We start from the raw sequence: 20,590 nt of genomic DNA on the forward strand, positions 1-20,590 counted from the left end.
GCCATTTGCAGCCCAGCCCGGGCCAAAAGACGGTGCAATGGTGGAGCCTAGCGGGATCGAACCGCTGACCTCCTGCATGCCATGCAGGCGCTCTCCCAGCTGAGCTAAGGCCCCGTACCACTGCTATGCTGCCAACCCCTGGGAGGAGCCGGCAGGCCGCGCCCTTTATGGACGAGGCCCGCGCTTGGCAAGCGTCAATTAGCTGTCGTCGGCATCCTCGTCGCCGCCGGTCGCCACGCCGAGATCGTCGTCGCCGCCAAGATCGACGTCGTTGTCCGGCGAATCCTCGTCGTCGTCGACGTCGATGTCTTCCAGATCGTCGCCGCCCAGATCGCTATCGGGCTCGGCTTCGGCCTTCTTGGCTTCTTCGAATGGGATCGGCTGCTTAGACTTCAGCACCGGCTCGGGCGTCCACTGCTCGCCGCACTCGATGCAGCTCACAGGATCTTCCTTGCCCAGATCGTAGAAGCGCTCACCGCACTTGGGGCACTGACGCTTGGTGCCCCACTCAGGCTTGACCATTGCTATTCCTCGATGGGCCCGCCGGGTGCCGACAGGCGAAAATATGGGAGACTTGATGGGTAACCGGCGCACCGGAATCAAGAGCGGGCGCGCCTTGCCACAGGGCATAGGCGCTGTCAAAAGCCGCGCGCTTTGACCGAGACCGGCGCCCCCTCCCCCCGCACGTTCGCACCCGCCGGCCCCTTGCGCGGCACCCTGCGCGTGCCCGGCGACAAGTCGATCAGCCACCGCGCGGTGATGCTCGGCGCGCTCGCGATTGGCGAGACGCGTGTCACCGGCCTGCTCGAGGGCGAGGACGTGATGGCGACCGCCGCGGCGATGCGCGCGATGGGCGCGCAGGTCGAGAAGCGTGGCGACGAATGGCGTATCCACGGCGTCGGGGTCGGCGGGCTGCTGCAACCGCACGCGGCGCTGGAGATGGGCAATTCGGGCACTTCCACCCGCCTGCTGATGGGCCTCCTCGCCAGCCACGCGATCACCGCCGCGTTCACTGGCGACGCCAGCCTGTCGAAGCGGCCGATGGGCCGCGTGATCGAACCGCTGTCGCGCATCGGCGCCAGCTTCACGCCCTCGCCAGGCGGCACGCTGCCTCTCATGATGACCGGCGCGAGCGTGCCGGTGCCGATCGAATACCGCCTCCCCGTCGCCAGCGCGCAGGTTAAGAGCGCGGTGCTGCTGGCGGGGCTTAACACCGCCGGGATCACCACGGTGGTCGAGCCGGTCGCCACCCGCGATCACTCCGAGCGCATGTTGCGCGGCTTCGGCGCCGAGCTGACCGTCGAGGAAGTCGGCGGCGAGCGCGTCATCCGCGTGCGCGGCGAGGCGGACCTGCGCCCTCAGACGATCGAGGTGCCGGGCGATCCGAGTTCGGCCGCGTTCTTCATCGTCGCCGCTACCCTGATCGAGGGCAGCGACCTCACGATCGAGAACGTCGGCCTCAACCCCACGCGCGCCGGCCTGATCGACGTGCTGCGCCGGATGGGCGCGACCATTGAGGAGCTGGACCCGCGCGAGGTGGGCGGCGAGCCGGTCGCCGACCTGCGAGTCCGCCATGCGCCCCTCACCGGGATCGAGGTCGACCCCGCTCTCGCCCCCAGCATGATCGACGAGTTCCCGATCCTGTTCGTCGCCGCCGCCCTGGCGAACGGCCGAACCGTCACCCGCGGGCTCGATGAGCTGCGGGTCAAGGAAAGCGACCGCCTCTCCGCGATGGCCGCCGCGCTCACCGCCGCGGGCGCGCGGGTCGAGGAAACGCCCGACGGCCTGATCATCGACGGCAGTGCCGGCGAACCATTGCGCGGCACCTCGAATGCCCGCGTCAAGACCCACCTCGATCACCGCATCGCGATGAGCATGGCCATCGCCGGGCTCGTTAGCCGCGACGGCATCGACATCGACGACACCCGCCCGATCGCGACCAGCTTTCCGGCATTCACCACCCTCCTCGACCAGGCCACTCAATGACCCTCGACATCTACACGTTGGTCGGCTTCGCCGGCATGGCGTGCATCATTGCCGCGTACGCCTACCTGACCTTCAAGTCGGACCCCAACCCGTTCGTGCTCCACGGCACCAACCTCGCGGGCGCGGCGCTGCTGACCGTGTCGCTGCTGGTGCACACCAACCTGCCGAGCCTGGTGCTCGAAGGCTTTTGGGCGGCGATCGCGCTCTACGGGATCGGCAAGGCGCTGCGCCAGCGGAAGGCCGCGCGATGATCGTCGCTGTCGACGGCCCCACCGCCAGCGGCAAGGGCACGATCGCCCGCGCGCTTGCGGAGCACTTCGGCCTGCCGCACCTCGACACCGGACTGCTGTACCGCGCAGTCGGGCGTCAGGTGTTCCTCGACGGGGGCAATCCCGACGATGCCGCCGATGCCCTTGCCGCGACCAGCTTTCCCGACGGGCTGCTGCTCGATCCGCACCTGCGCAGCGAGGAGACCGGCGGCCTCGCCAGCCGGGTGTCGGTCCATCCCGCGGTGCGCCAGGCGCTCTACCAGCGCCAGCGCGCCTTCGCGACGCAGGCCGGCGGCGCGGTGCTCGACGGGCGCGACATCGCCACCGTCATCGCACCGGACGCCGAGGTGAAGCTGTTCGTCACCGCGACGGTCGACGCGCGCGCCGAGCGCCGGTGGAAGGAGATGGTGGCGAGCGGCAAGGCGGTCACCCTCGCGGATATCGCCGATGACATCCGCCGGCGCGACGAACGCGATTCCAATCGCGCCGATGCCCCGTTGCGCGTGGCCGAGGGGGCGTTCGTGATCGACACCTCCGCCCTCACCCGCGAACAGGCGATCGCCGCGGCAATCGAGGCCGTCGAAACCGCCCGGCGCGGCTGAGCGGGGAAACGATTTTCCTACACCGGGCCGCAGTCGCATAACGTGGCGATGATCTGCCGTGACACTCACCCGCGCCGCCGATTCCGGAAGGTGACAAGGGTTACACCGCGTTGGCGTCCATTTACGGATGCTACACGGCATTCCGCGAGTTTCAAAAAACACCCCCGGTCGGTGTGACACCTCCGCCGCTTCTCCTTGCTTTCGCGGGCGTTCGCGACTAAGTGCGCGCCCGTCCCGAACAGCTCTGCTCGACAGGACCTTCGCACGGCATGGGGCTGCGCGAGGAAACGGCCCTCTTGCCCCGGATGGGCGCGCAATGGTGCGCGGTCGGCGGGAAAGACCCCGGTAAAACCGGTGGCCGGTAGCAAACGTGAACAGGAATCCTGATCCTATGGCATCGACTGCCAATCCCACCCGCGCCGATTTCGAGGCGCTGCTCAACGAACAACTCGGCGGCGCCGGCGAAGAAGGCTTCGAAGGCCGCGTCGTCAAGGGCACCGTGACCGCGATCGAGAACGGCATGGCCGTGATCGACGTCGGCCTGAAGAGCGAAGGGCGCGTCGCGCTCAAGGAATTTGCCCGCGGCGAAGGCGAAGACGGCTCGCACGGCCTTACCGTCGGCAGCGAAGTCGAAGTGTTTGTCGACCGCGTCGAGAACTCCGATGGCGAAGCGATGCTCAGCCGCGACCGCGCCCGCCGCGAAGCCGCGTGGGACAAGCTCGAAAGCGAATTCGGCGAAGGCAAGCGCGTCGACGGCCGCATCTTCGGCCGCGTCAAGGGCGGCTTCACCGTCGACCTCGACGGCGCCGTGGCCTTCCTCCCCGGCAGCCAGGTCGATATCCGCCCGGTGCGCGACGTCGGCCCGCTGATGGACATGCCGCAGCCGTTCCAGATCCTGAAGATGGACCGCCGCCGCGGCAACATCGTCGTCTCGCGCCGCGCGGTCCTCGAAGAGACCCGCGCCGAACAGCGCAGCGAGCTGATCGACAAGCTGACCGAAGGCCAGGTCATGGACGGCGTGGTCAAGAACATCACCGACTACGGTGCGTTCGTCGACCTCGGCGGCATCGACGGCCTGCTCCACGTCACCGACATGAGCTACAAGCGGGTCAACCACCCGTCGGAAGTGATCAACATCGGCGACACGGTGAAGGTGCAGATCGTCCGCATCAATCCCGATACGCAGCGCATCAGCCTCGGCATGAAGCAGCTCGAGAGCGATCCGTGGGACGGCGTCGCCGCCAAGTATCCGGTCGGCATGAAGATGAAGGGCGTGGTGACCAACATCACCGAATACGGCGCCTTCGTCGAGATCGAGCCGGGCATCGAAGGCCTGGTCCACGTTTCGGAAATGAGCTGGACCAAGAAGAATGTCCACCCCGGCAAGATCGTCTCGACCTCGCAGGAAGTCGACGTCGTGGTGCTTGAGGTCGACAGCGACAAGCGCCGCATCAGCCTCGGCCTCAAGCAGGCACAGGGCAACCCGTGGGACGATTTCGCCGAGAAGTATCCGGTCGGCTCGATCGTCGAAGGCGAAGTCAAGAACGCGACCGAGTTCGGCCTGTTCATCGGCCTGCCCGGCGACGTCGACGGCATGGTCCACATGTCGGACATCGCCTGGGGCATCTCGGGCGAGGACGCGCTGGCGCTTCACCGCAAGGGTGAAGAGGTCAAGGCCGTCGTGCTCGACGTCGATGTCGAGAAGGAGCGCATCAGCCTCGGCATGAAGCAGCTCGAGAAGGGCGCGCCCGCCGCTGGCGGCGCGGCTGCCGCGGGCGGCGCGGCCGGCTCGGTCAAGAAGAACGACGTCGTCACCGTCACCGTGCTCGAAGTGCGCGACGGCGGCCTCGAAGTGCAGGTCGGCGACGACGGCGCCACGGGCTTCATCAAGCGCAGCGATCTCGGCCGCGACCGCGACGAGCAGCGCCCCGACCGCTTCCAGGTCGGCGCCAAGCTCGACGCGATGGTGATCGGCTTCGACCGTTCGAAGAAGCCCAACTTCTCGGTCAAGGCGCGCCAGATCGCCGAAGAGAAGCAGGCGGTCGAGCAGTACGGTTCGTCGGATTCGGGTGCGTCGCTGGGCGACATCCTCGGCGAAGCGCTGAAGGCCAAGCAGTAAGCCTTGGCGAAATGAGCGTCGTCCCAGCGTAGGCTGGGACCTCGTGCCGTCTAGCTCGGCGTTAGACCAACGAGATCCCAGCCTCCGCTGGGATGACGACTAGAGAAAGGCCCGCCCGCTCACCCGAGCAGGCGGGCCTTTCCTACTTGGGTAAGAGCGCCTACCTCTCCCCCATGCTCGAAATCCACCAGTTCCCCTGCCTGTCGGACAACTACGGCTTCCTGGTCCACGACCCGGTGAGCAAGGAAACCACCTGCATCGACACCCCCGATGCCGACGCCTACCTGCGCGAAGCGGCGGGCAACGGCTGGCAGATCACCCAGATCTGGAACACCCACTGGCACCCCGACCACGCCGGCGGGAACGCGGCGATCAAGGCGGCGACCGGCTGCACGATCATCGGCCCGCAAGAGGTGGAGCGGATCGGACCGCTCGACCGGGTGATCGCGGACGCCGAGACGGTTACCCTGGGCGATCACGTGGCACGGGTGTTCGACGTCGGCGGACACACCAACGGCCACATCGCTTACCACCTTGCCGAAGACGGCGTGGCGTTCGTCGGCGACAGCGTGTTCGCGCTGGGCTGCGGGCGGATGTTCGAGGGCACGCCCGACCAGTTCTGGGCCAGCCTCGAGCGGATCAAGGCGCTGCCGCCCGAAACGATGCTCTACTGCGCGCACGAATACACCCAGTCGAACGCCGAGTTCGCGCTCCACGCCGATCCCGACAACGCCGAGCTACAGAGCTACGTCGCCGAGATCGACGAGCGCCGCGCGCGCAGCGAACCGACGGTGCCGACCAAGCTCGAACGCGAGCTTGCCACAAACCCCTTCCTGCGCGCCGACAACGATGACCTCCGCGGCCGCTGGGGTGGGTCGGCGCCGCACGAGACGTTCGCGGCCCTGCGCGCCGCCAAGGACAACTTCTAAGCCGTGGCGATCCGCGGCTACCACGCGCACCTCTATTTCGACCCGCACGAGGTCGGGCACGCCCGCGCCGTCGCCGAGGCCGCCCAGGCAGCGTTCGGCTGCCCGGTCGGTCACTTCCACACCGCGCCGGTCGGCCCGCACCCGCGCGGTTCGGTGCAGCTCTCGCTTCGCCCCGAGCAGTTCGCCCAGTTTGCCGCCTGGGCCTCGGAAGGGCGCGAGGGGCTGACGGTGTTCGCCCACGGGCTCAGCGGCGACGATCTTGCCGACCACACCCAGTACGTGATCTGGTTCGGCACCTCCGAACCGCTCGACCTCTCGATCTTCGGCTGATGCAGGCGCTGCGGGTCGAGGCGCTGTCGGACGACCTGTCCGGCGTGCGCCTGATCGAATTGCCCGAGCCCGAGCGTGCGGCCGGCGAGGTGCTGGTGCGCGTGCGCGCCGCCTCGCTCAACTTCCCCGACCTGCTGATGACCAAAGGCGGCTACCAGTTCAAACCCGCGGTACCCTTCACCGCCGGCATGGAGCTGGCCGGTGAGGTGATCGAAGCCGACGCAGACAGTGGCTTCTCACCAGGGGACCGGGTGATGGGCGGCGCCAAGACCGGCGCCTTTGCCGAACTCGCCTCGTGCCCCGCCCGCTCGCTGCGGCGCGTGCCGGAGGGTCTCGACTGGACGGCAGCGGCCTCACTCGGCGCGGCCTACACGACGGCGTACACCGCGCTGGTCGAGCTCGGCGGTCTGCAGGCGGGTCAGAGGGTCCTGGTCCACGGCGCCAGCGGCGGAGTTGGCCTGGCGGCCTGCGATCTCGCCCGAGCCCTCGGTGCGAAGGTGATTGCCGCAACCCACGACGCGGCGAAGACGGACCGCATCCGCGCCGCCGTGTCGCCCGAAGCGGTGATCCTCAACCACGGCCGTTTCCGCGAAGAAGTCGCCGACCTGACCGGGAGCGCACTGTGCGATCTCGTCTACGACCCCATCGGCGGCGACGTGTTCGACGAGAGCACCCGCTGTGTCGCCTTCGGCGGCAAGCTGCTGGTGGTGGGCTTTGTCGCCGGGCGGATACCGGAGATCGCGGCCAACATTCCGCTGATCAAGGGCTTCTCGATCGTCGGCGTCCGCGCGGGCGAATACGCTCGCCGCTTCCCCGATCGCGGCGCGCGCATCGCGGGCGAGGTGGCGCGGCTGGCGAGCGAGGGATCGATCAAGCCGGTCATCGACCGCGTGTTGACGCTTTCCCGCTGGCGGGAAGGCTTCGACGCGATGGCGAACGGGGAGCTGGTCGGAAAGCTGGTCTTCCAGCCCTGAGCACTACGTCCCTGGGTAAGCCTTGCCCTTCAACAACCCCGCCAGGTGTGCTGCGTTGCTGGCAACCATTTTGGCGGTCTCCTCGACCTTCTTCGGCGTCTTGGGCAAGTCCTTGAAATCGGTGTCGCCCATCGCCTCGCCCACCCAATAGCAGGCGGCGGTGGCAGGGATGGTCCAACCCACGTCGTTGAGCATCTGGAACAGCTGCGAGGTCGACCAGTGCGCGCCGTCCTCGTTGCCGACGATCGCCGCGACCGCGACCTTGGAGAAGCTGGGCATTCGCCCCTTGTCGTCGGTCTCGCTGAGGAATGCGTCCATTCGCTCGAGCACGCGCTTGGCGATTGAGCCGATCTGGCCCATCCAGATGGGACCGCCGAGGATCAGGATGTCGTGGGCGAGGATCTTCTCGCGCAGCTTGGGCCAGTCGTCGCCCTCGCCCTCGTCCGAGGTCACGCCCGGCAGCACGTTGTAGTCCGCGATCCGCAGTCGCTCGGCGATCTCCACGCCGGCATCCTTGAAGTGCTTGGCCAGCACATCGAGCATCGCGTCGGTCGAGCTCGGCTCGCCGCTACTCTTCTTGAGGGTGCAATTAATCTCGATGGCAGTGACGGTCACTCGGCTTCTCCGGCAGTTCACCGGACAAGCGCGCGACTTCGCGTCAATGTTCCGAGAAAGTTAAATGCCGGAGATGATCTGGTCGGCGAGCTTGCGGTCGGCGTCCTCGCCGTGCTTGTCGGCGATCAGCTGGCGCGCCGCGGTGGCGGCGGCCGAGGCGGCCTTGGCGCGCAGCTCGGCGACCGCACCGCGCTCGGCGGCGGCGATCTTTTCGGCGGCGGCCGACTGGTGACGCGCGATCATCGCGGCGGCATCGGCCTTGGCTTTCTCGACGATCTCGGCGGCATTGCGTTCGGCAGAGGCGCGCATCGCTTCGATGTCGCCTTCGGCAGCGGCAGCCTTGCGGGCGTACTCGTCGCGCAGCGCTTCGGCTTCGGCGCGCAGCGCCTTGGCTTCGTCGAGCTGCTGGCGGATGCCGGCGATCCGCTGGTCGAGCATGCCCGCGATAATCCGCGGCACGCCGGCCCACAGCATGATCAGGATCACGACGGTCATCGCCAGCGCGACATAGCCGCCCGGAGCGATGCCGAACGCGGTCGGCTCGGCGTGTTCCGCCCCTTCGTGAGCGGCAGCGGCGAGGAACTCAAGCACGACTCATGGCTCCTGCGACGGCCTTGCGCGCGGCCGCGTCGGTGACTTTGGCGCCGGTCAGGCGAGCGACGATGTCCTGCGCGGCCTCGGCGGCCACCGCCTCGATCTCCGCCAGCGCGCTCGTGCGCGCCGCGTCGAGCTCGGCTTCGGATGCCGCGGTCTTGGCGGCCAGCTCGGCGCTCGCTTTGGCGATGCGCTTGTCCGCATCGGCGGTCGCCTTGGCTTTCGCGTCAGCCGCCTGCGCGGCGGCATCGGCGTGGACCGCATTGATCTTGGCCCGCCAGCCTTCCTCGGCCGCGTCGGCCTCGGCCCGCAGGCGCTCGGCTTCGGCGAGGTCCTTGGCGATCTGCGCATCGCGCGCGTCGACGGTCGCCTCCACCTTGGGCACGATGCCGCGCCCGGCGATGAAGTAGATCGCACCAAGGGTCAGCAGCAGCCAGAACCACTGCGACTGATAGACGAGAGCGAGCTGAGCTAGCTGTGGCATTGGTCCGCCTTACACGTGAAGCCGAAAGAGGTGCCCGGCAAGCTCACGCCGCCGGGCGAACCCGATCAGCGCGCGTAGAGGATGATCATCGCCACGGCGAACGCCATCAGGCCGAGCAGCTCGGCGGCGGCGAAGCCGATGTAGAGGGTCGCGGTCTGGCCACCGGCGGCAGCCGGGTTGCGCAGCGCGCCCTGCAGGAACGAACCGAACACGAAGCCCACGCCGGCAGCGGCAGCGCCGACGCCGATGGCCGCGATACCGGCACCGATAACCTGAGCAGAAGCGAGTTCCATTGTCTTAACTCCGATTGGTTTTAGCTTGAAAGATCAGTGAAGATTGACCGCGTCGTTGATGTACAGCGCAGTCAGAAGAGCGAACACGAAAGCCTGGATCGCGCCGACCAGCAGTTCCAGCGCTGAAACGAACGCGACGAACACGAAGCACAGCAGCGCGATCGCGCCGCCACCGAAGGTGCCGGCGTTGAGACCCTGGACGACGAAGTTGCCGAACACCTCGAGCAGGATGTGCCCGGCGAACATCGCCACGAACGGCCGCAAGCCGAGGCTGAACGGACGCACCATGAACGAGATGAACTCGATTGGGGCGATCAGCAGCTTCAGGACGAACGGCGTGCCCTTGGGCACGAACAGGCTGAAGAAGTGCAGGCCGTGCTTCCAGAAGCCCACCCCGAGCACGATCGCGAACGAGATCAGGCTCATCACGCCGGTGACGGTGAACTGGCTGGTGACGGTGAACGGGTGCGCACCGGGGATGATGCCGAATGGCATCGCGCCGATCCAGTTGGCCGCGAGGATGAACACGAATGCGGTAAACACCCACGGCAGGTAGCGGCGCCCTTCGGGGCCGATGTTGGCACGGGTGATGTTGTCGAGGAAGCCGGTCAGCAGCTCGACCGAGGCTTGCCAGCGGCCGGGCACGAGCGCGCGCTTGGTGCCGCCCCACATGAACACCAGGATCACCGCGAGGACGATCAGCATCCACAGCGCGGAATTGGTGAACGCGAACGGCGATGACACCAGTTCGCCCCCGCCCACGGGAGCGATCTGGAACTGGTGCATCGGGTCGATCTTGGCGGGAGCGGCCACTGGTATCCCTGCTGTTCTAGCGGTTCTTGTTGATGCGGACGACGTGCATGCACGCCCCGGCGAAAGCGAGGAACATCAAGCAGATGGTGATCCACGGCAGGGTGTCGAACACCTTGTCGAGCACCCAGCCGATGACGATCCCGCCCAGCGGATAGCCGAGCATGGTCGAGGCAATCTGGATGCCGGCGCTGCGGCCATCGCGCATCGGCGCATGTTCCTGCGCCAGGCGCTGGTCCTCGGCACGGCGCGCGGCACCGATCCGCTGCTCGAGCGAATCGATCTGCGGGTCTTGTCCAACGGGTGCGTTTTCGGGATCGTTCGCCACGAAGAGCGTCAGCCTCGCACAAGGGTCAAAGGGAAGCGCAGCCAGGCAAGCCGGCCGCGGACGCGCCGCCCTTAGGGGTGCCCTAGCCCCGAGTCAACCGCAGCGGGGACGCCGCGAAGGTGCCTTTATTGAGCGATGCGTGCCTCACGCGCGGGGCAGCGGCTGTCGCGCAGCGGAGGCGCGCTCGTGCGGGTCTGCCAGCTGCCGTCGGGCGCCTGATACTTCTCCCCCGGCTGGGTGCGCGCAATCGCGATGCAGCCCGCGGTGAGCGCGTATTCTTCGAGCGTAACCGGCGGGATCGCGGCCAGCGCGCGCTGCGAATAGAGCGCGCGGCGCTTGATGTTCACGTCGGACACGATCGCCTGCAGCGCGCTCCCACCGCCGCTGACGACGCCGAGGTAGCCGTCCATCTTCTCGCCCACCTGCCCGGCGGCGCGCGCAGCTTCGTACGCTGGATCGCGCTCGGCAAACGCGGGCGCCGACACGAGCAGCCCGGCGAGGCCGGCGGCGGCGATAAGCTTCGAAACCCTGTTCATCAGAAGATGTCCTCGTTCTCGTCGATCGTGCTCTCCGCGTCGGCGGCGAGCCGGTAAATCACTTCCTGCCGGATGTTGACGTTAAGCTCGATCACGATCGGCTTGTCGGGTGCGGTCACGCTGATGCACCCGGTCAGCATCGTGACCCCCAACGCCGCCAGCGGCAGCGCCCTTGCCCATCGAAGATTGCGCGCCTTCCCCATCATGACGGGGAGTGTCGCAAGCCCGCGGGCGCGGGTCAATTCGGGAGACATCATGGCTTTTTCTCGCTTTCCGAGGTCTGAACGGGTGGGCTGTCGGGAATGATATCGTCGGGCTTGATCGCGGGCGGTGCCGGATTCACCTCACGGCGGATCACGTTGCCCTCGCGGTCGAGCAGGCCGACTTCGCGCGGGTCGCGGGTCGAAGCGGGGTCGTACATCGCCTTCAGCGACGTGATCAGGCTGTAGAACGGCGCGCGGATGTTGATGTTGAAGCGGATCGGCAGGTTCTCGAACCGCTTGGTGATGAAGTTGCGCTTGGCCCCCGCGCCTTGCTTTACGCCGTCGAAGCGCACGCGGGTGACGATCTCGCCGGTCAGGTTGCCGTCCATCGCGACCGACATCTGCTGGTAGTCCAGCGAACGCAGCGCATCGAAGGCGAAGTTGGCCATCGTGCCGAGGTCCTCGCGGGTCAGCTCGCCGATATACGAGATGTTGCCGCCCGGCGGGCGGGCGATCAGCAGCCCGCCTTCGATCCGGCCGTTTCCGCTGGTGTCGAACACGATCGGCAGCGTGCCGTCGAACGTGCCGGTGGCGGAGATGTTCGGCAGTTCCATCTTCTGTACGAACTCGGCCGCCTGCAGCCCCTCGATCTCGAACACGTAGCGCCGCTCCTCGCTGGTGCCGAGGTTGAGGGTGGTGCCGCGCAAGGTCAGCGTGCCGCCCATGAACGGCCAGGTTGCCCCGCCGACGTCGAGGATCTGCCCGTTGCGGAGCGAGAACGTTACCTCGCCATCGGTCACCTCGATGCCGGGATTGACCGAAGCGATGCGAATGCGCTGGTTGGGCGCGGTGGTGAGTCCGATGAGGTCCACGAATTCGACCGTGCCGCTCGCGCCCTTCACCGGCCCGAAAGCGGCGGCGAAATCGAGGTTGTCGCTGGAGAAGCTGCCGTGGCTGGTGGTGCCGCGCTCGTTCCAGTCGATCCGCCCGGTGCCGCGCACGGTGCCGGCGACATTCGCGACCACACCCTTGGCGCGCGGGGTCAGCGTGTCGGGCTGGAGCTGGTCGTCGAACAGCAGGCCGTCGACGGTCAGGTCGGCATGGCCCACTCCGTTGCCGAGGTTGTGGACGATCGCCACGTCGGTCACCTCGCGGCCGCTGGTCGGCTCGCGCAGGGTTGCGTTGGCGCGGATCAGGTTGTCGCGCAGGGTCAGCGTACCGCCGTTGGCGACCAGCGGATTGAACCGCGGCACCGCCTCGCGGTCGACCAGCCGGAAGTCGCCGTCGCTCACGCTGAGCACGCCTCCGGCGTAGCGCCAGTTGCCCGAGGTGTTCTCGAGGTTCATCGGCACCGCGAACAGCCGGATGTCCGCCCCATCGAACTTGCCCGCGATGTCGCGGCCGAAGGTGGCGGTGAGGTTGGAGATGCGGAAGGTACTCGCTGTCGCCGGCGGGCCAAGGCTGACATCAACCGCGCGCGCGCTCAACGCGCCGGGATACGCGAAGCCCACTGGCCCGCTGCGCAGCCGGATGGGCGTCGATGCGAGGCGGCCCGACAGATCGAGTGACGGTGCGCCCGCCGCAATCCGCAGCCCGCGGCCATCCTGCCGCACGATCGGTTGACCGCGCGCCGGACAGAGCGTGAGCGAGCGACGCTCCAGTGTCAGCGAGGCGACCGCCAGCCGGTCGAAGCCGATCGTCGTGCACCGGGTCCACAGCGACAGGCCACCGCGCGCCGAGTAACTGCCGTTGAGCGGCACCACCAGGTTGCGCGCCGAGCCACCGGGAAGCGCCCCGCTCGCGCGTGCCCGGCCGGAAAAACCAAGCGCGCCGCTCTCGGCCTGCGCCAGCACCAGCTCGGGGATTTCGAGCGCGCTTTCGCCGCTGCGATATTCCGCCATGCGCAAGCGCAACACTGCGTCGCCGCCGGGCCCGCGCTCCATCCGGCCAACGATGCGCGGCAGGCCCGAACCGCCGGTGGCGAGGTTGCCGGAGACGCGCGGCACACCATCGCCGCTGACGTTCACCTGAAACTGGGAGAGCGCGAGCAGTGTGTCACCGGTACCGCCGCGCAGGTTTGCTTGCGGAATGATCAGGCTGGTCGCCCCCTCGGCGCGGCGGGCGGTGAGCTGCGCGGCGAAGGTGCTCGCTCTCCCCTCGCGCGCCAGCGCCGCCCGAGCCTGGGCGATCAGCGGCGCGGCAAAGGTGCCCTGCGCCGACCGCGCGGCCGAGGCGAGCACCCCGTCGAGCCCCGCGCCCATGCGCACGCCATTGCCGGCGATGTCCGACTGCAGTTCCAGCGCGGCGAGCCCATTGCGGCCGCGCACGGTGCCTTCCGCAGTCAGCAGTGCGGCCTGCGCCTGCGGATGGGCCAGCCCCCGTGCCGCCAGCGAGTAGCGCGCGGTCAGCGCATCGTTCCGCCAGGTCGCGCGGAGCGAACCGGTCAGGCCGTTTGCGCGAGCGCCGGCTGCGGAAAGCGCACCGGTCTCGATCCGCCCCTGAACGTCGACGCCCTTGAAGTCGGCGTCGACCGTCGTCTTCATCGCCAGCGCGGCGTTGCTCAGCGCCAAGCCTTGCGTTGGGCACGAGAGCTTTACGAGGCGCAGCGGGCCATCGACGGTCGCCTTGCCGGCGCGCGTGCTGACCTTGCCGTAGAGCGATGCGCCGTTGGCGGTGCAGCCGCCGCCAGCGAGTTGCGGCGCCGCGACCGCGAGGACGCCCGAGAACCCGTCGTTGATCTGCCCCACGCCCTCGGCCTTGACGCCAAGCGGGCCGTAGTCGCTCTCGATCAGCGCGCGGCCATCGATCAGGCGCACATCGAACTCGGGCAGGCCCGGCGGCTTGCCGGTCTTGCGGAACAGCGCCTTGTCGAGCGTGCCGAAGCTGATCTTTCCCCCGCGGAGCGTGCCGAACAGCCGCGGACGGACGAGGGTGACGCGCCCGAGCGTCGGCGTGCCGAAGCGGTACTTGATCGCTACCTCGGCGCGCTCGACCGTCAGATCGGGCGCCCTGGGATCGCCGACGACAATGTCGGTCAGCACCTGCTTGTCAGCGCCGACGTGCGCGATCTTGTAAGTCGCGGGGATGTCGTACTTTTCGAGCTGACCTTCGATCACGTTGCCCGCGATCCGCTCGCGCGAGAGCCACACCGCGGCAAGCGCCACCACCAGAACCAGCAGCGCGCCAAGCAGCACCCGCAGCCAGACGCGGCGGCGTCGGGGCTCGCTGACGATCACTGTCTGGTCAACGTCGCTGTCCGCGCTCGTCATCGACCCCCACTTGCGCGCACGGCCCACCAAAGGCAATGCGTCGGGCAACAACGCGTGCGCGGGGGAAAAGTTGCCATCAGTTGAAGCGCAAGCGCCGGGCGCAGCCGGCCATGCGACGGGGCATCGGGCGCGGTTGCGGCAACGCCTGCTCACCGGCGGGGCCGAGGCACTTGCCGATTACGAGGTGCTCGAATACCTGCTGTTCGCCGCCAACCCTCGCGGTGACACCAAGCCGCTGGCGAAGGCGCTGCTCGCGCGGTTCGGCTCGCTCAACGCCGTGCTGAATGCAGAGTCCGGCGCGCTCCAGCAGGTCGCCGGCATGGGCGAGACCGGCGCGGCCGCGCTGAAGGCGGTCGCCCTGGCGGCCCGCCGAATGGCACGCGGCGAAGTGCAGACCAAACCGGTACTCGGCAGTTGGCAGGCGCTGCTCGATTACCTGACGATCGACATGGCGCACCTGACGGTCGAGCGGGTACGCGTGCTCTATCTCGACACCCGCAACCGCATGATCGTCGACCACCACGTCGGCGACGGTTCGGTCGACGAGGCGGCGATCCACCCGCGCGAAGTGGTGCGGAAGGCGCTGGATGTCGGTGCGACCGCGCTGATCCTGGTGCACAACCACCCGAGCGGCAACCCGGAGCCGAGCCGCGCCGACATCGACATCACCCGCCGCATCGCCGAGGCCGGCCGGCTGCTCGGTATCGTCGTCCACGATCACGTGATCGTCGGTCGCGAAGGCCACGTGAGCCTGAAGGCGAAGGGGCTGATCTAGCCCCCAGTGCTAACCAGCATTCGCTGCGATCGCCTCGCGCACCAGGGCGGTCAGCGCCGCGGCGTTGACGTCATCGCCCTCGAAAAAGTCGATCGCCCGGCGGGTGTTACCCTCTAGGCTGGAGTTGAACAGTTTCTTCGGATCGTCGAGCGCCGCGCCCTTCGCGAAAGTCAGCTTGACCTTGTCCTTGTACACTTCGCCCGTGCACAGCACGCCGCCCTTCTCCCACACGGGCACGCCGGCGGGGTTGCTCGGCTTGCGCCATTTGACCGTCTCGACGATCCCGTCGTCGGCGGCGAGGACGGCCCGGCGCGCGGCGGCCAGCGTCTTACCGCGCCAGCCCTGCAGATCGGCGATGCGGGCTTCGATCTCGTCGGACGCGTCTGACATGGCGTGAACTCCGCTGGCGGCTGGCACCATTGCCAATGCCGCGTGCGCTGCTTAGCCGCAAGCCATGGAGGGCAATCGGGGGACGACCGGGACAATGCCTGCGCCGGGCTACCGGCCGGAGATCGACGGCCTGCGCGCCGTCGCGATCGTCCCGGTGGTGCTGTTCCACGCGGGCGTCCCGGGGTTCGGCGGCGGGTTCGTCGGCGTCGACGTGTTCTTCGTCATCAGCGGCTACCTGATCACCGGAATCCTCACGCGCGACATGGCCGACGGTGGCATTCGCTTCGCCCACTTCTACGAGCGACGCGCCCGGCGGATCGTCCCCGCGCTGCTGGCGGTGCTTGCGGTGTGCGCGGTCGCCGCGTGGAGCGTGATGACGGCCGAGGACTACCGCCACTTTGGCCGCAGCCTTGGCGCCACCGCGCTGTTCGCACCCAACGTGTGGTACGCGCTGCGTTCGAACTACTTCAACACCCCGGCGTCCGCACAGCCTTTACTGCATACGTGGAGCCTGGGAGTGGAGGAGCAGTTCTACCTCCTCTTCCCGCTCATGCTCGCACTGTGCTGGCGCTTTAACCGCCGGTTCGCCTTGGGCGTGATAGTGGCGCTACTGGCGGCGAGCTTCGCGGGCGCCCTGTGGCTCGTGGGGCGGCATCCGGAGTGGGCGTTCTTCCTGCTGCCGACGAGGCTGTGGGAGCTGATGGCGGGAGCGCTGTGTGCACTGGTGCCGCCATTGGTGACGCGCGCCTCCGCTGCGGCGTGGTTGGGCTTGGCGCTGCTCGCAGCAGGGTTCAGCGTTATCGACAGGCACACGCTGGACCCCGGCCCGCTCATGCTGCTGCCGGTCGGCGGCACGATGCTGGTCCTGCTCTCGGGGCGATCGAACGCAGTCGCGCGCGTGCTGGGGATCCCGCCGCTCGTCGGTCTCGGGCTTATTTCCTACGGCACTTACCTGTGGCACGTCCCGCTGCTCGCGTTCGCGCGATATGTCTGGTTCGGCCCGCTCCCGGCGCTGGCGATTGTTACATTGATAGTCACGAGCGCGTTGCTGGGGTGGCTGTCCTACCGGCTGATCGAACGCCCGATCCGGCGGCGCGAATTGCTGAAGGGCCGCAGGGCGCTTTTCGGCTTCTCGGTAGCCGGCTTGGCGCTGTTCGCCGCGCTTGGCACCGCCATCGCAACCGAGCGACTGCGGCCACGCGAGGCTGCTTTCGAGCGCAGCCTAGGGGGCCGCTTCGCCGGGGACGATATCGACCAGGTTGTCATTCCGCCGGGCTCCGGCGCTCTCCCGTTCGTGCTCTACGGCGACAGCCACGCGCGGCAGTACTACCGCGCGTTCTCCGAACGCTTCGGAGACGGTGCGCTGGTCAGCGGCGATGCGTGCCTGTCGCTGCCCGGTATCAGCGACATACCGCTCGACGACCCCGACCCCGCCCGCTGCCGCACTCTGATCGACCGCTTCACCAAGATGGCCGATCACCGTCCGGTCCGCGTCGTGGTGTTCGCGCACATATGGGATCGCATGCTGTGGGACACGGCTGGCACTCTCGACGGCGACTTACCCAGCGAAGGTGCGCGGAGCCGCTTCGAGGCTGGCCTCGAGCAAGCGATCGCCCGCATCCCCGACGACATCCGCATCGTCATCATCGGCCACGTTCCAGGCGCCCGTCCCGGCAGCGCGCCGGCGATGAAGGATGGCTGGCTCCGTTGCCAAACGTATCTCAACGCCGCCTGTCCCACCGAGATCGAGCGCGCGGACGGCGAAGGCAACGCGGTCAATCGCGTGCTGGCCGAGTTCGCCGCCCGCCACCCGCGCGTCGTCTTCCTCGATCCCGCCGACGTGCTGTGCGGCCCTCAGGTCTGCCCGATCGTGGCCCATGGCAAGCTGGTCTACAGCGACGAGACCCACGTCGCGCTGTCCCCAGGCCGGCGCATCGCGGCACGGGTCGCCTCCCTTGCCTTCGCGCCGCCCCGCCCCTAGCCGCACCCGCACCGCCCACCCGGAGTCGAACAATGGTCCCCCGCTACGCCCGCCCCGCCATGACCGCGATCTGGGAGGCGGAGGCGCGCTATCGCATCTGGTTCGAGATCGAGGCGCACGCGACCGAGAAGCTCGGCGAGCTGGGCGTGGTGCCCGAAAGCGCGGCCAAGGCGCTGTGGGCCTGGTGGGACACGAACCCGGCGATCGACGTCGCCGCGATCGATGCGATCGAAGCGGTGACTAAGCACGACGTGATCGCCTTCCTCACCTGGGTGGCCGAGCAGGTGGGTGACGAGGCGCGCTTCATGCACCAGGGCATGACCAGCTCGGACGTGCTCGATACCACGCTGTCGGTGCAGCTCGCCCGGGCGAGCGACATCCTGCTCGAAGACCTCGACCAGCTGCTCGCCGCGCTCAAGCGCCGGGCGGAGGAGCACAAGTACACGCCCACCATCGGCCGCAGCCACGGCATCCATGCCGAACCGGTGACCTTCGGGCTCAAGCTAGCGCAGGCTTATGCCGAGTTCGCTCGCTGCCGCGATCGGCTGGTGGCGGCACGGGCGGAAATTGCCACCGCGGCGATCAGCGGCGCGGTCGGCACCTTCGCCAATGTCGATCCGGCGGTCGAGGCGCATGTGGCCGAGAAGCTCGGCCTGGCGATCGAGCCGATCAGCACGCAAGTGATCCCGCGCGACCGGCACGCGATGTTCTTCGCGGTGCTCGGGGTGATCGCCAGTTCGATCGAGCGGCTGGCAATAGAGGTTCGCCACCTCCAGCGGACCGAGGTGCTGGAAGCGGAGGAATACTTCTCGCCCGGGCAAAAGGGCAGCTCGGCCATGCCGCACAAGCGCAATCCGGTTCTCACCGAAAACCTCACCGGCCTCGCCCGAATGGTGCGCAGCGCGGTGGTGCCGGCAATGGAGAACGTCGCGCTGTGGCACGAGCGGGACATCAGCCACTCCTCGGTCGAACGCTTCATAGGCCCCGACGCGACGATCACGCTCGACTTCGCGCTCGCGCGGCTGACCGGGGTGATCGACAAGCTGCTCGTCTACCCCGAGCGGATGCAAAAGAACCTCGATCGGATGGGCGGGCTGGTTCACTCGCAGCGGGTGTTGCTGGCGCTGACCCAGGCCGGAGTGAGCCGCGAGGATGCCTATCGCCTCGTCCAGCGCAACGCGATGAAGGTGTGGGAATCCGACGGCGCGCTATCGCTGCTCGACCTGCTCAAGGCCGATCCCGAAGTCACCGCCGCACTCTCGCCCGTACAGATCGAGGACAAGTTCGACCTCGATTATCACTTCGCCCAAGTCGACACGATTTTCGCCCGCGTGTTCGGCGGTTAGGCCCGCCCTTCCCTTCGCCGGGCATCTTGCCTAAGCGAAATCAGCACAACAGGAGAGCAAGCCGATGCAGATCGTCCGCACCATCGTCTGGGTCGCGCTGCTCGTGCTCCTGCTCGCGTTCAGCTTCTTCAACTGGCGCCCGGTCGAGGTGCAGATCTGGGACAACCTCGTGCTGGAAACCAAGATTCCGGCGCTGGTGCTGATCGCCTTCCTGCTCGGCCTGGTGCCGATGTGGCTGGTCCATCGCGGCAGCAAGTGGCGGCTGCAGCGGCGCATCACCACGCTCGAGAACGCGGCGCGGACGCAGGCGGTCACGCCGGTCCCGGTACCAGTTACCACCCCCGCGCCCGCCGAGCCGCTCGCGCCCGAGCCGGTCGATGGCGCTCCGGTGGCGCGCGACGACATCCTGCGATGACCAACCCGGTTTACCTCGCGCTCGACTTGCCGCGGCTGGAGGATGCCAAGGCGCTGGCGAGCAAAGTCAAGGCGCACGTCGGCGGCCTCAAGCTCGGACTCGAATTCTTCTGCGCGCACGGCCACCACGGGGTGCATGAAATCGCGCGGGTCGGCCTGCCGATTTTCCTCGACCTGAAGCTGCACGACATTCCCAACACCGTTGCCGGCGCGATGCAGGCGATCCACGTGCTCGAACCGACGATCGTCACCGTCCACGCCTCGGGTGGTCGCGCGATGATGGAAGACGCGAAAGCGGCCGCCGCCAACGGCACCAAGGTGGTCGCGGTCACCATGCTCACCAGCCTCGACGAGCGCGATCTCCAGCGCACCGGCGTGACCGGCGGCGCGCACGACCAGGTGCTGCGCCTCGCCGAACTGGCGCACACCGCGGGCCTCGACGGCATCGTCTGCTCGGGCCGCGAGGTGAAGGCGGTGCACGACCAGTGGAAGGACGGTTTTTTCGTCGTCCCCGGCCTGCGCCTGCCCGACCAGACCACCGGCGACCAAAAGCGCGTCGTTTCTCCGCGCCAGGCGCGGGACGACGGCGCGAGCGTGCTTGTGGTGGGCCGCCCGATCAGCCGTGCCGAAGACCCGGTCGCCGCCGCCCGCACGGTCGAGGCGACGCTCTAGCGCCATGGCCCGCACGCTGGTGAAAGTATGCGGCTGCAACACGCCGGAAGCGGTCGACGCCGCGGTAGATGCGGGCGCCGATTACATCGGCCTCGTCCACTATGCCCCGTCACCGCGTCACGTCACGCTCGACCAGGCAGCGAAGCTGCGCGCGCGGGTGCCGGTGCGGACCAAGGTGGTGCTGCTGCTGGTCAACGAACAGCCGCTGCCGACCGCACAGGCGGTCGACGCAGTGAAGCCCGATGTAGTGCAGTTCCACGGCGGCGAGACGCCCGAATGGCTCGGCCTGCTCAAACGCGCGGTACCGCACGAGCTGTGGAAGGCGGTGGGCGTGCGCAGCGCGGCGACACTGACCGATACGCTGCGCTATCGCGGCGCGGCCGACCGCGTGCTCTACGATGCCGCGCCCGGCGTGCTGCCGGGCGGCAACGGCCTCGCGCTCGACTGGAACCTGCTGGTCAATTTCAAGCACGAGCTGCCGTGGGGCCTTGCCGGGGGCCTGGCCCCCGACAACGTCGCCGAGGCGATCCGGGTCACCGGCGCGCAGCTGGTCGATGCCTCCAGCGGCCTCGAAAGCGCGCCGGGGGTGAAGGACGCGGGCCGCATCCGCGCGTTCATCGAGGCGGCGAGGGCGGCGTAATCGAGTCTCGACTTAGCGCGAGGGCGAGGCC

At 68.2% G+C, this 20,590-nt stretch carries 24 protein-coding genes and 1 tRNA gene; 13 read left to right on the forward strand and 12 right to left on the reverse strand.

Translation table 11 applies throughout. From position 1 onward, the window contains the following. Window positions 1-38: 38 nt before the first annotated feature. Both ELY12_RS10165 and ELY12_RS10170 read right to left on the reverse strand, forming a co-directional pair. Window positions 39-114, reverse strand: a tRNA-Ala gene (locus tag ELY12_RS10165). Between the two features lie 84 nt (window positions 115-198). Further along, window positions 199-522, reverse strand: a complete 324-nt coding sequence (locus ELY12_RS10170; protein ID WP_126176596.1) for a TIGR02300 family protein — start codon at window positions 520-522, stop codon at window positions 199-201. A gap of 132 nt (window positions 523-654) precedes the next feature. On the opposite strand from ELY12_RS10170, the gene aroA reads away from it, so the two are divergent. The 7 genes from aroA to ELY12_RS10205 all read left to right on the forward strand — a co-directional run bounded on the left by aroA (window position 655) and on the right by ELY12_RS10205 (window position 7,209). Then, window positions 655-1,986, forward strand: coding sequence for a 3-phosphoshikimate 1-carboxyvinyltransferase (gene aroA / locus ELY12_RS10175; RefSeq protein ID WP_126176597.1), 1,332 nt, complete (start codon window positions 655-657; stop codon window positions 1,984-1,986). Next, a complete protein-coding gene (locus ELY12_RS10180; protein WP_126176598.1) occupies window positions 1,983-2,237 on the forward strand; it encodes a CBU_0592 family membrane protein in 255 nt (84 codons plus the stop codon). Before aroA ends, ELY12_RS10180 begins: the two co-directional genes overlap by 4 nt. Beyond that, entirely contained in the window at window positions 2,234-2,857 is a 624-nt protein-coding gene (locus ELY12_RS10185) for a (d)CMP kinase (protein ID WP_126176599.1), read from the forward strand. Before ELY12_RS10180 ends, ELY12_RS10185 begins: the two co-directional genes overlap by 4 nt. Window positions 2,858-3,248: 391 nt before the next feature. After that, the gene (rpsA, locus tag ELY12_RS10190) at window positions 3,249-4,976 is read left to right on the forward strand and encodes a 30S ribosomal protein S1 (protein ID WP_126176600.1); all 1,728 of its coding nucleotides are present in this window, start codon (window positions 3,249-3,251) and stop codon (window positions 4,974-4,976) included. 173 nt (window positions 4,977-5,149) lie between these two features. Next, window positions 5,150-5,905, forward strand: coding sequence for a hydroxyacylglutathione hydrolase (gene gloB, locus ELY12_RS10195; protein ID WP_126176601.1), 756 nt, complete (start codon window positions 5,150-5,152; stop codon window positions 5,903-5,905). 3 nt (window positions 5,906-5,908) lie between these two features. Beyond that, window positions 5,909-6,235, forward strand: coding sequence for a DOPA 4,5-dioxygenase family protein (locus tag ELY12_RS10200; protein WP_126176602.1), 327 nt, complete (start codon window positions 5,909-5,911; stop codon window positions 6,233-6,235). Next, entirely contained in the window at window positions 6,235-7,209 is a 975-nt protein-coding gene (locus ELY12_RS10205; protein ID WP_126176603.1) for an NADPH:quinone oxidoreductase family protein, read from the forward strand. Before ELY12_RS10200 ends, ELY12_RS10205 begins: the two co-directional genes overlap by 1 nt. Window positions 7,210-7,212: 3 nt before the next feature. On the opposite strand, the gene ELY12_RS10210 is transcribed toward ELY12_RS10205, so the two are convergent. The 9 genes from ELY12_RS10210 to ELY12_RS10250 form a co-directional block, all read right to left on the reverse strand. Then, window positions 7,213-7,824, reverse strand: a complete 612-nt coding sequence (locus tag ELY12_RS10210) for a flavodoxin family protein (RefSeq protein WP_126176604.1) — start codon at window positions 7,822-7,824, stop codon at window positions 7,213-7,215. A gap of 60 nt (window positions 7,825-7,884) precedes the next feature. Beyond that, complete coding sequence (locus tag ELY12_RS10215) at window positions 7,885-8,415, reverse strand: F0F1 ATP synthase subunit B family protein (protein WP_241229819.1); 531 nt, start codon at window positions 8,413-8,415, stop codon at window positions 7,885-7,887. Next, complete coding sequence (locus ELY12_RS10220; RefSeq protein WP_126176605.1) at window positions 8,408-8,902, reverse strand: F0F1 ATP synthase subunit B family protein; 495 nt, start codon at window positions 8,900-8,902, stop codon at window positions 8,408-8,410. The genes ELY12_RS10215 and ELY12_RS10220 overlap by 8 nt, the downstream gene beginning before the upstream one ends. Before the next feature lie 65 nt (window positions 8,903-8,967). Next, window positions 8,968-9,195 (reverse strand): ATP synthase subunit c family protein, encoded by a 228-nt coding sequence (locus tag ELY12_RS10225; RefSeq protein WP_126176606.1) that lies wholly within the window; start codon window positions 9,193-9,195, stop codon window positions 8,968-8,970. Window positions 9,196-9,228: 33 nt separating this feature from the next. Beyond that, window positions 9,229-9,981 carry a F0F1 ATP synthase subunit A gene (locus ELY12_RS10230; RefSeq protein WP_126176710.1) on the reverse strand — a complete coding sequence of 251 codons (753 nt, stop codon included), beginning with the start codon at window positions 9,979-9,981 and terminating at the stop codon, window positions 9,229-9,231. 43 nt (window positions 9,982-10,024) lie between these two features. Continuing rightward, entirely contained in the window at window positions 10,025-10,333 is a 309-nt protein-coding gene (locus ELY12_RS10235) for an AtpZ/AtpI family protein (protein WP_126176607.1), read from the reverse strand. Window positions 10,334-10,458: 125 nt separating this feature from the next. Next, entirely contained in the window at window positions 10,459-10,869 is a 411-nt protein-coding gene (locus tag ELY12_RS10240; RefSeq protein ID WP_126176608.1) for a YdbL family probable chaperone protein, read from the reverse strand. After that, complete coding sequence (locus ELY12_RS10245; protein WP_126176609.1) at window positions 10,869-11,075, reverse strand: YnbE family lipoprotein; 207 nt, start codon at window positions 11,073-11,075, stop codon at window positions 10,869-10,871. The genes ELY12_RS10240 and ELY12_RS10245 overlap by 1 nt, the downstream gene beginning before the upstream one ends. 47 nt (window positions 11,076-11,122) lie before the next feature. Then, the gene (locus ELY12_RS10250; protein WP_126176610.1) at window positions 11,123-14,341 is read right to left on the reverse strand and encodes an intermembrane phospholipid transport YdbH family protein; all 3,219 of its coding nucleotides are present in this window, start codon (window positions 14,339-14,341) and stop codon (window positions 11,123-11,125) included. Between the two features lie 70 nt (window positions 14,342-14,411). Here ELY12_RS10250 and radC point away from each other — a divergent pair, with 70 nt between their 5' ends. Continuing rightward, entirely contained in the window at window positions 14,412-15,116 is a 705-nt protein-coding gene (gene radC, locus ELY12_RS10255) for a RadC family protein (protein WP_126176611.1), read from the forward strand. A 9-nt stretch (window positions 15,117-15,125) separates the two neighbouring features. On the opposite strand, the gene ELY12_RS10260 is transcribed toward radC, so the two are convergent. Next, the gene (locus tag ELY12_RS10260) at window positions 15,126-15,506 is read right to left on the reverse strand and encodes a DUF1801 domain-containing protein (RefSeq protein ID WP_126176612.1); all 381 of its coding nucleotides are present in this window, start codon (window positions 15,504-15,506) and stop codon (window positions 15,126-15,128) included. 64 nt (window positions 15,507-15,570) lie between these two features. Here ELY12_RS10260 and ELY12_RS10265 point away from each other — a divergent pair, with 64 nt between their 5' ends. The 5 genes from ELY12_RS10265 (at window position 15,571) to ELY12_RS10285 (ending at window position 20,559) form a co-directional block, all read left to right on the forward strand. Beyond that, window positions 15,571-17,487, forward strand: a complete 1,917-nt coding sequence (locus ELY12_RS10265; protein WP_126176613.1) for an acyltransferase family protein — start codon at window positions 15,571-15,573, stop codon at window positions 17,485-17,487. A gap of 32 nt (window positions 17,488-17,519) precedes the next feature. Next, the gene (gene purB, locus ELY12_RS10270) at window positions 17,520-18,833 is read left to right on the forward strand and encodes an adenylosuccinate lyase (RefSeq protein WP_126176614.1); all 1,314 of its coding nucleotides are present in this window, start codon (window positions 17,520-17,522) and stop codon (window positions 18,831-18,833) included. A gap of 64 nt (window positions 18,834-18,897) precedes the next feature. Beyond that, on the forward strand, window positions 18,898-19,248 hold the full coding sequence (locus ELY12_RS10275; protein ID WP_126176615.1) for a DUF1049 domain-containing protein: 351 nt from the start codon (window positions 18,898-18,900) through the stop codon (window positions 19,246-19,248). Then, entirely contained in the window at window positions 19,245-19,919 is a 675-nt protein-coding gene (gene pyrF / locus ELY12_RS10280; protein ID WP_126176616.1) for an orotidine-5'-phosphate decarboxylase, read from the forward strand. Before ELY12_RS10275 ends, pyrF begins: the two co-directional genes overlap by 4 nt. Window positions 19,920-19,923: 4 nt before the next feature. Beyond that, window positions 19,924-20,559: a phosphoribosylanthranilate isomerase gene (locus tag ELY12_RS10285; RefSeq protein ID WP_126176617.1), complete on the forward strand. Its 636-nt coding sequence runs from the start codon at window positions 19,924-19,926 to the stop codon at window positions 20,557-20,559. Window positions 20,560-20,590: the final 31 nt, after the last annotated feature.

It is taken from the genome of Tsuneonella rigui (assembly GCF_003958625.1).
Taxonomy (GTDB): Bacteria; Pseudomonadota; Alphaproteobacteria; order Sphingomonadales; family Sphingomonadaceae; genus Tsuneonella; species Tsuneonella rigui.

What these genes read in the sequence shown, in the direction of transcription:
- ELY12_RS10170 (WP_126176596.1), bottom strand. Translation starts at nt 522, where the DNA reads ATGGTCAAGCCTGAGTGGGGCACCAAGCGTCAGTGCCCCAAGTGCGGT.
- ELY12_RS10180 (WP_126176598.1), top strand. Translation starts at nt 1,983, where the DNA reads ATGACCCTCGACATCTACACGTTGGTCGGCTTCGCCGGCATGGCGTGC.
- ELY12_RS10185 (WP_126176599.1), top strand. Translation starts at nt 2,234, where the DNA reads ATGATCGTCGCTGTCGACGGCCCCACCGCCAGCGGCAAGGGCACGATC.
- rpsA (WP_126176600.1), top strand. Translation starts at nt 3,249, where the DNA reads ATGGCATCGACTGCCAATCCCACCCGCGCCGATTTCGAGGCGCTGCTC.
- gloB (WP_126176601.1), top strand. Translation starts at nt 5,150, where the DNA reads ATGCTCGAAATCCACCAGTTCCCCTGCCTGTCGGACAACTACGGCTTC.
- ELY12_RS10205 (WP_126176603.1), top strand. Translation starts at nt 6,235, where the DNA reads ATGCAGGCGCTGCGGGTCGAGGCGCTGTCGGACGACCTGTCCGGCGTG.
- ELY12_RS10220 (WP_126176605.1), bottom strand. Translation starts at nt 8,902, where the DNA reads ATGCCACAGCTAGCTCAGCTCGCTCTCGTCTATCAGTCGCAGTGGTTC.
- ELY12_RS10225 (WP_126176606.1), bottom strand. Translation starts at nt 9,195, where the DNA reads ATGGAACTCGCTTCTGCTCAGGTTATCGGTGCCGGTATCGCGGCCATC.
- ELY12_RS10230 (WP_126176710.1), bottom strand. Translation starts at nt 9,981, where the DNA reads ATGCACCAGTTCCAGATCGCTCCCGTGGGCGGGGGCGAACTGGTGTCA.
- ELY12_RS10240 (WP_126176608.1), bottom strand. Translation starts at nt 10,869, where the DNA reads ATGAACAGGGTTTCGAAGCTTATCGCCGCCGCCGGCCTCGCCGGGCTG.
- ELY12_RS10245 (WP_126176609.1), bottom strand. Translation starts at nt 11,075, where the DNA reads ATGATGGGGAAGGCGCGCAATCTTCGATGGGCAAGGGCGCTGCCGCTG.
- ELY12_RS10250 (WP_126176610.1), bottom strand. Translation starts at nt 14,341, where the DNA reads ATGACGAGCGCGGACAGCGACGTTGACCAGACAGTGATCGTCAGCGAG.
- ELY12_RS10260 (WP_126176612.1), bottom strand. Translation starts at nt 15,506, where the DNA reads ATGTCAGACGCGTCCGACGAGATCGAAGCCCGCATCGCCGATCTGCAG.
- ELY12_RS10265 (WP_126176613.1), top strand. Translation starts at nt 15,571, where the DNA reads ATGGAGGGCAATCGGGGGACGACCGGGACAATGCCTGCGCCGGGCTAC.
- purB (WP_126176614.1), top strand. Translation starts at nt 17,520, where the DNA reads ATGGTCCCCCGCTACGCCCGCCCCGCCATGACCGCGATCTGGGAGGCG.
- ELY12_RS10275 (WP_126176615.1), top strand. Translation starts at nt 18,898, where the DNA reads ATGCAGATCGTCCGCACCATCGTCTGGGTCGCGCTGCTCGTGCTCCTG.
- pyrF (WP_126176616.1), top strand. Translation starts at nt 19,245, where the DNA reads ATGACCAACCCGGTTTACCTCGCGCTCGACTTGCCGCGGCTGGAGGAT.
- ELY12_RS10285 (WP_126176617.1), top strand. Translation starts at nt 19,924, where the DNA reads ATGGCCCGCACGCTGGTGAAAGTATGCGGCTGCAACACGCCGGAAGCG.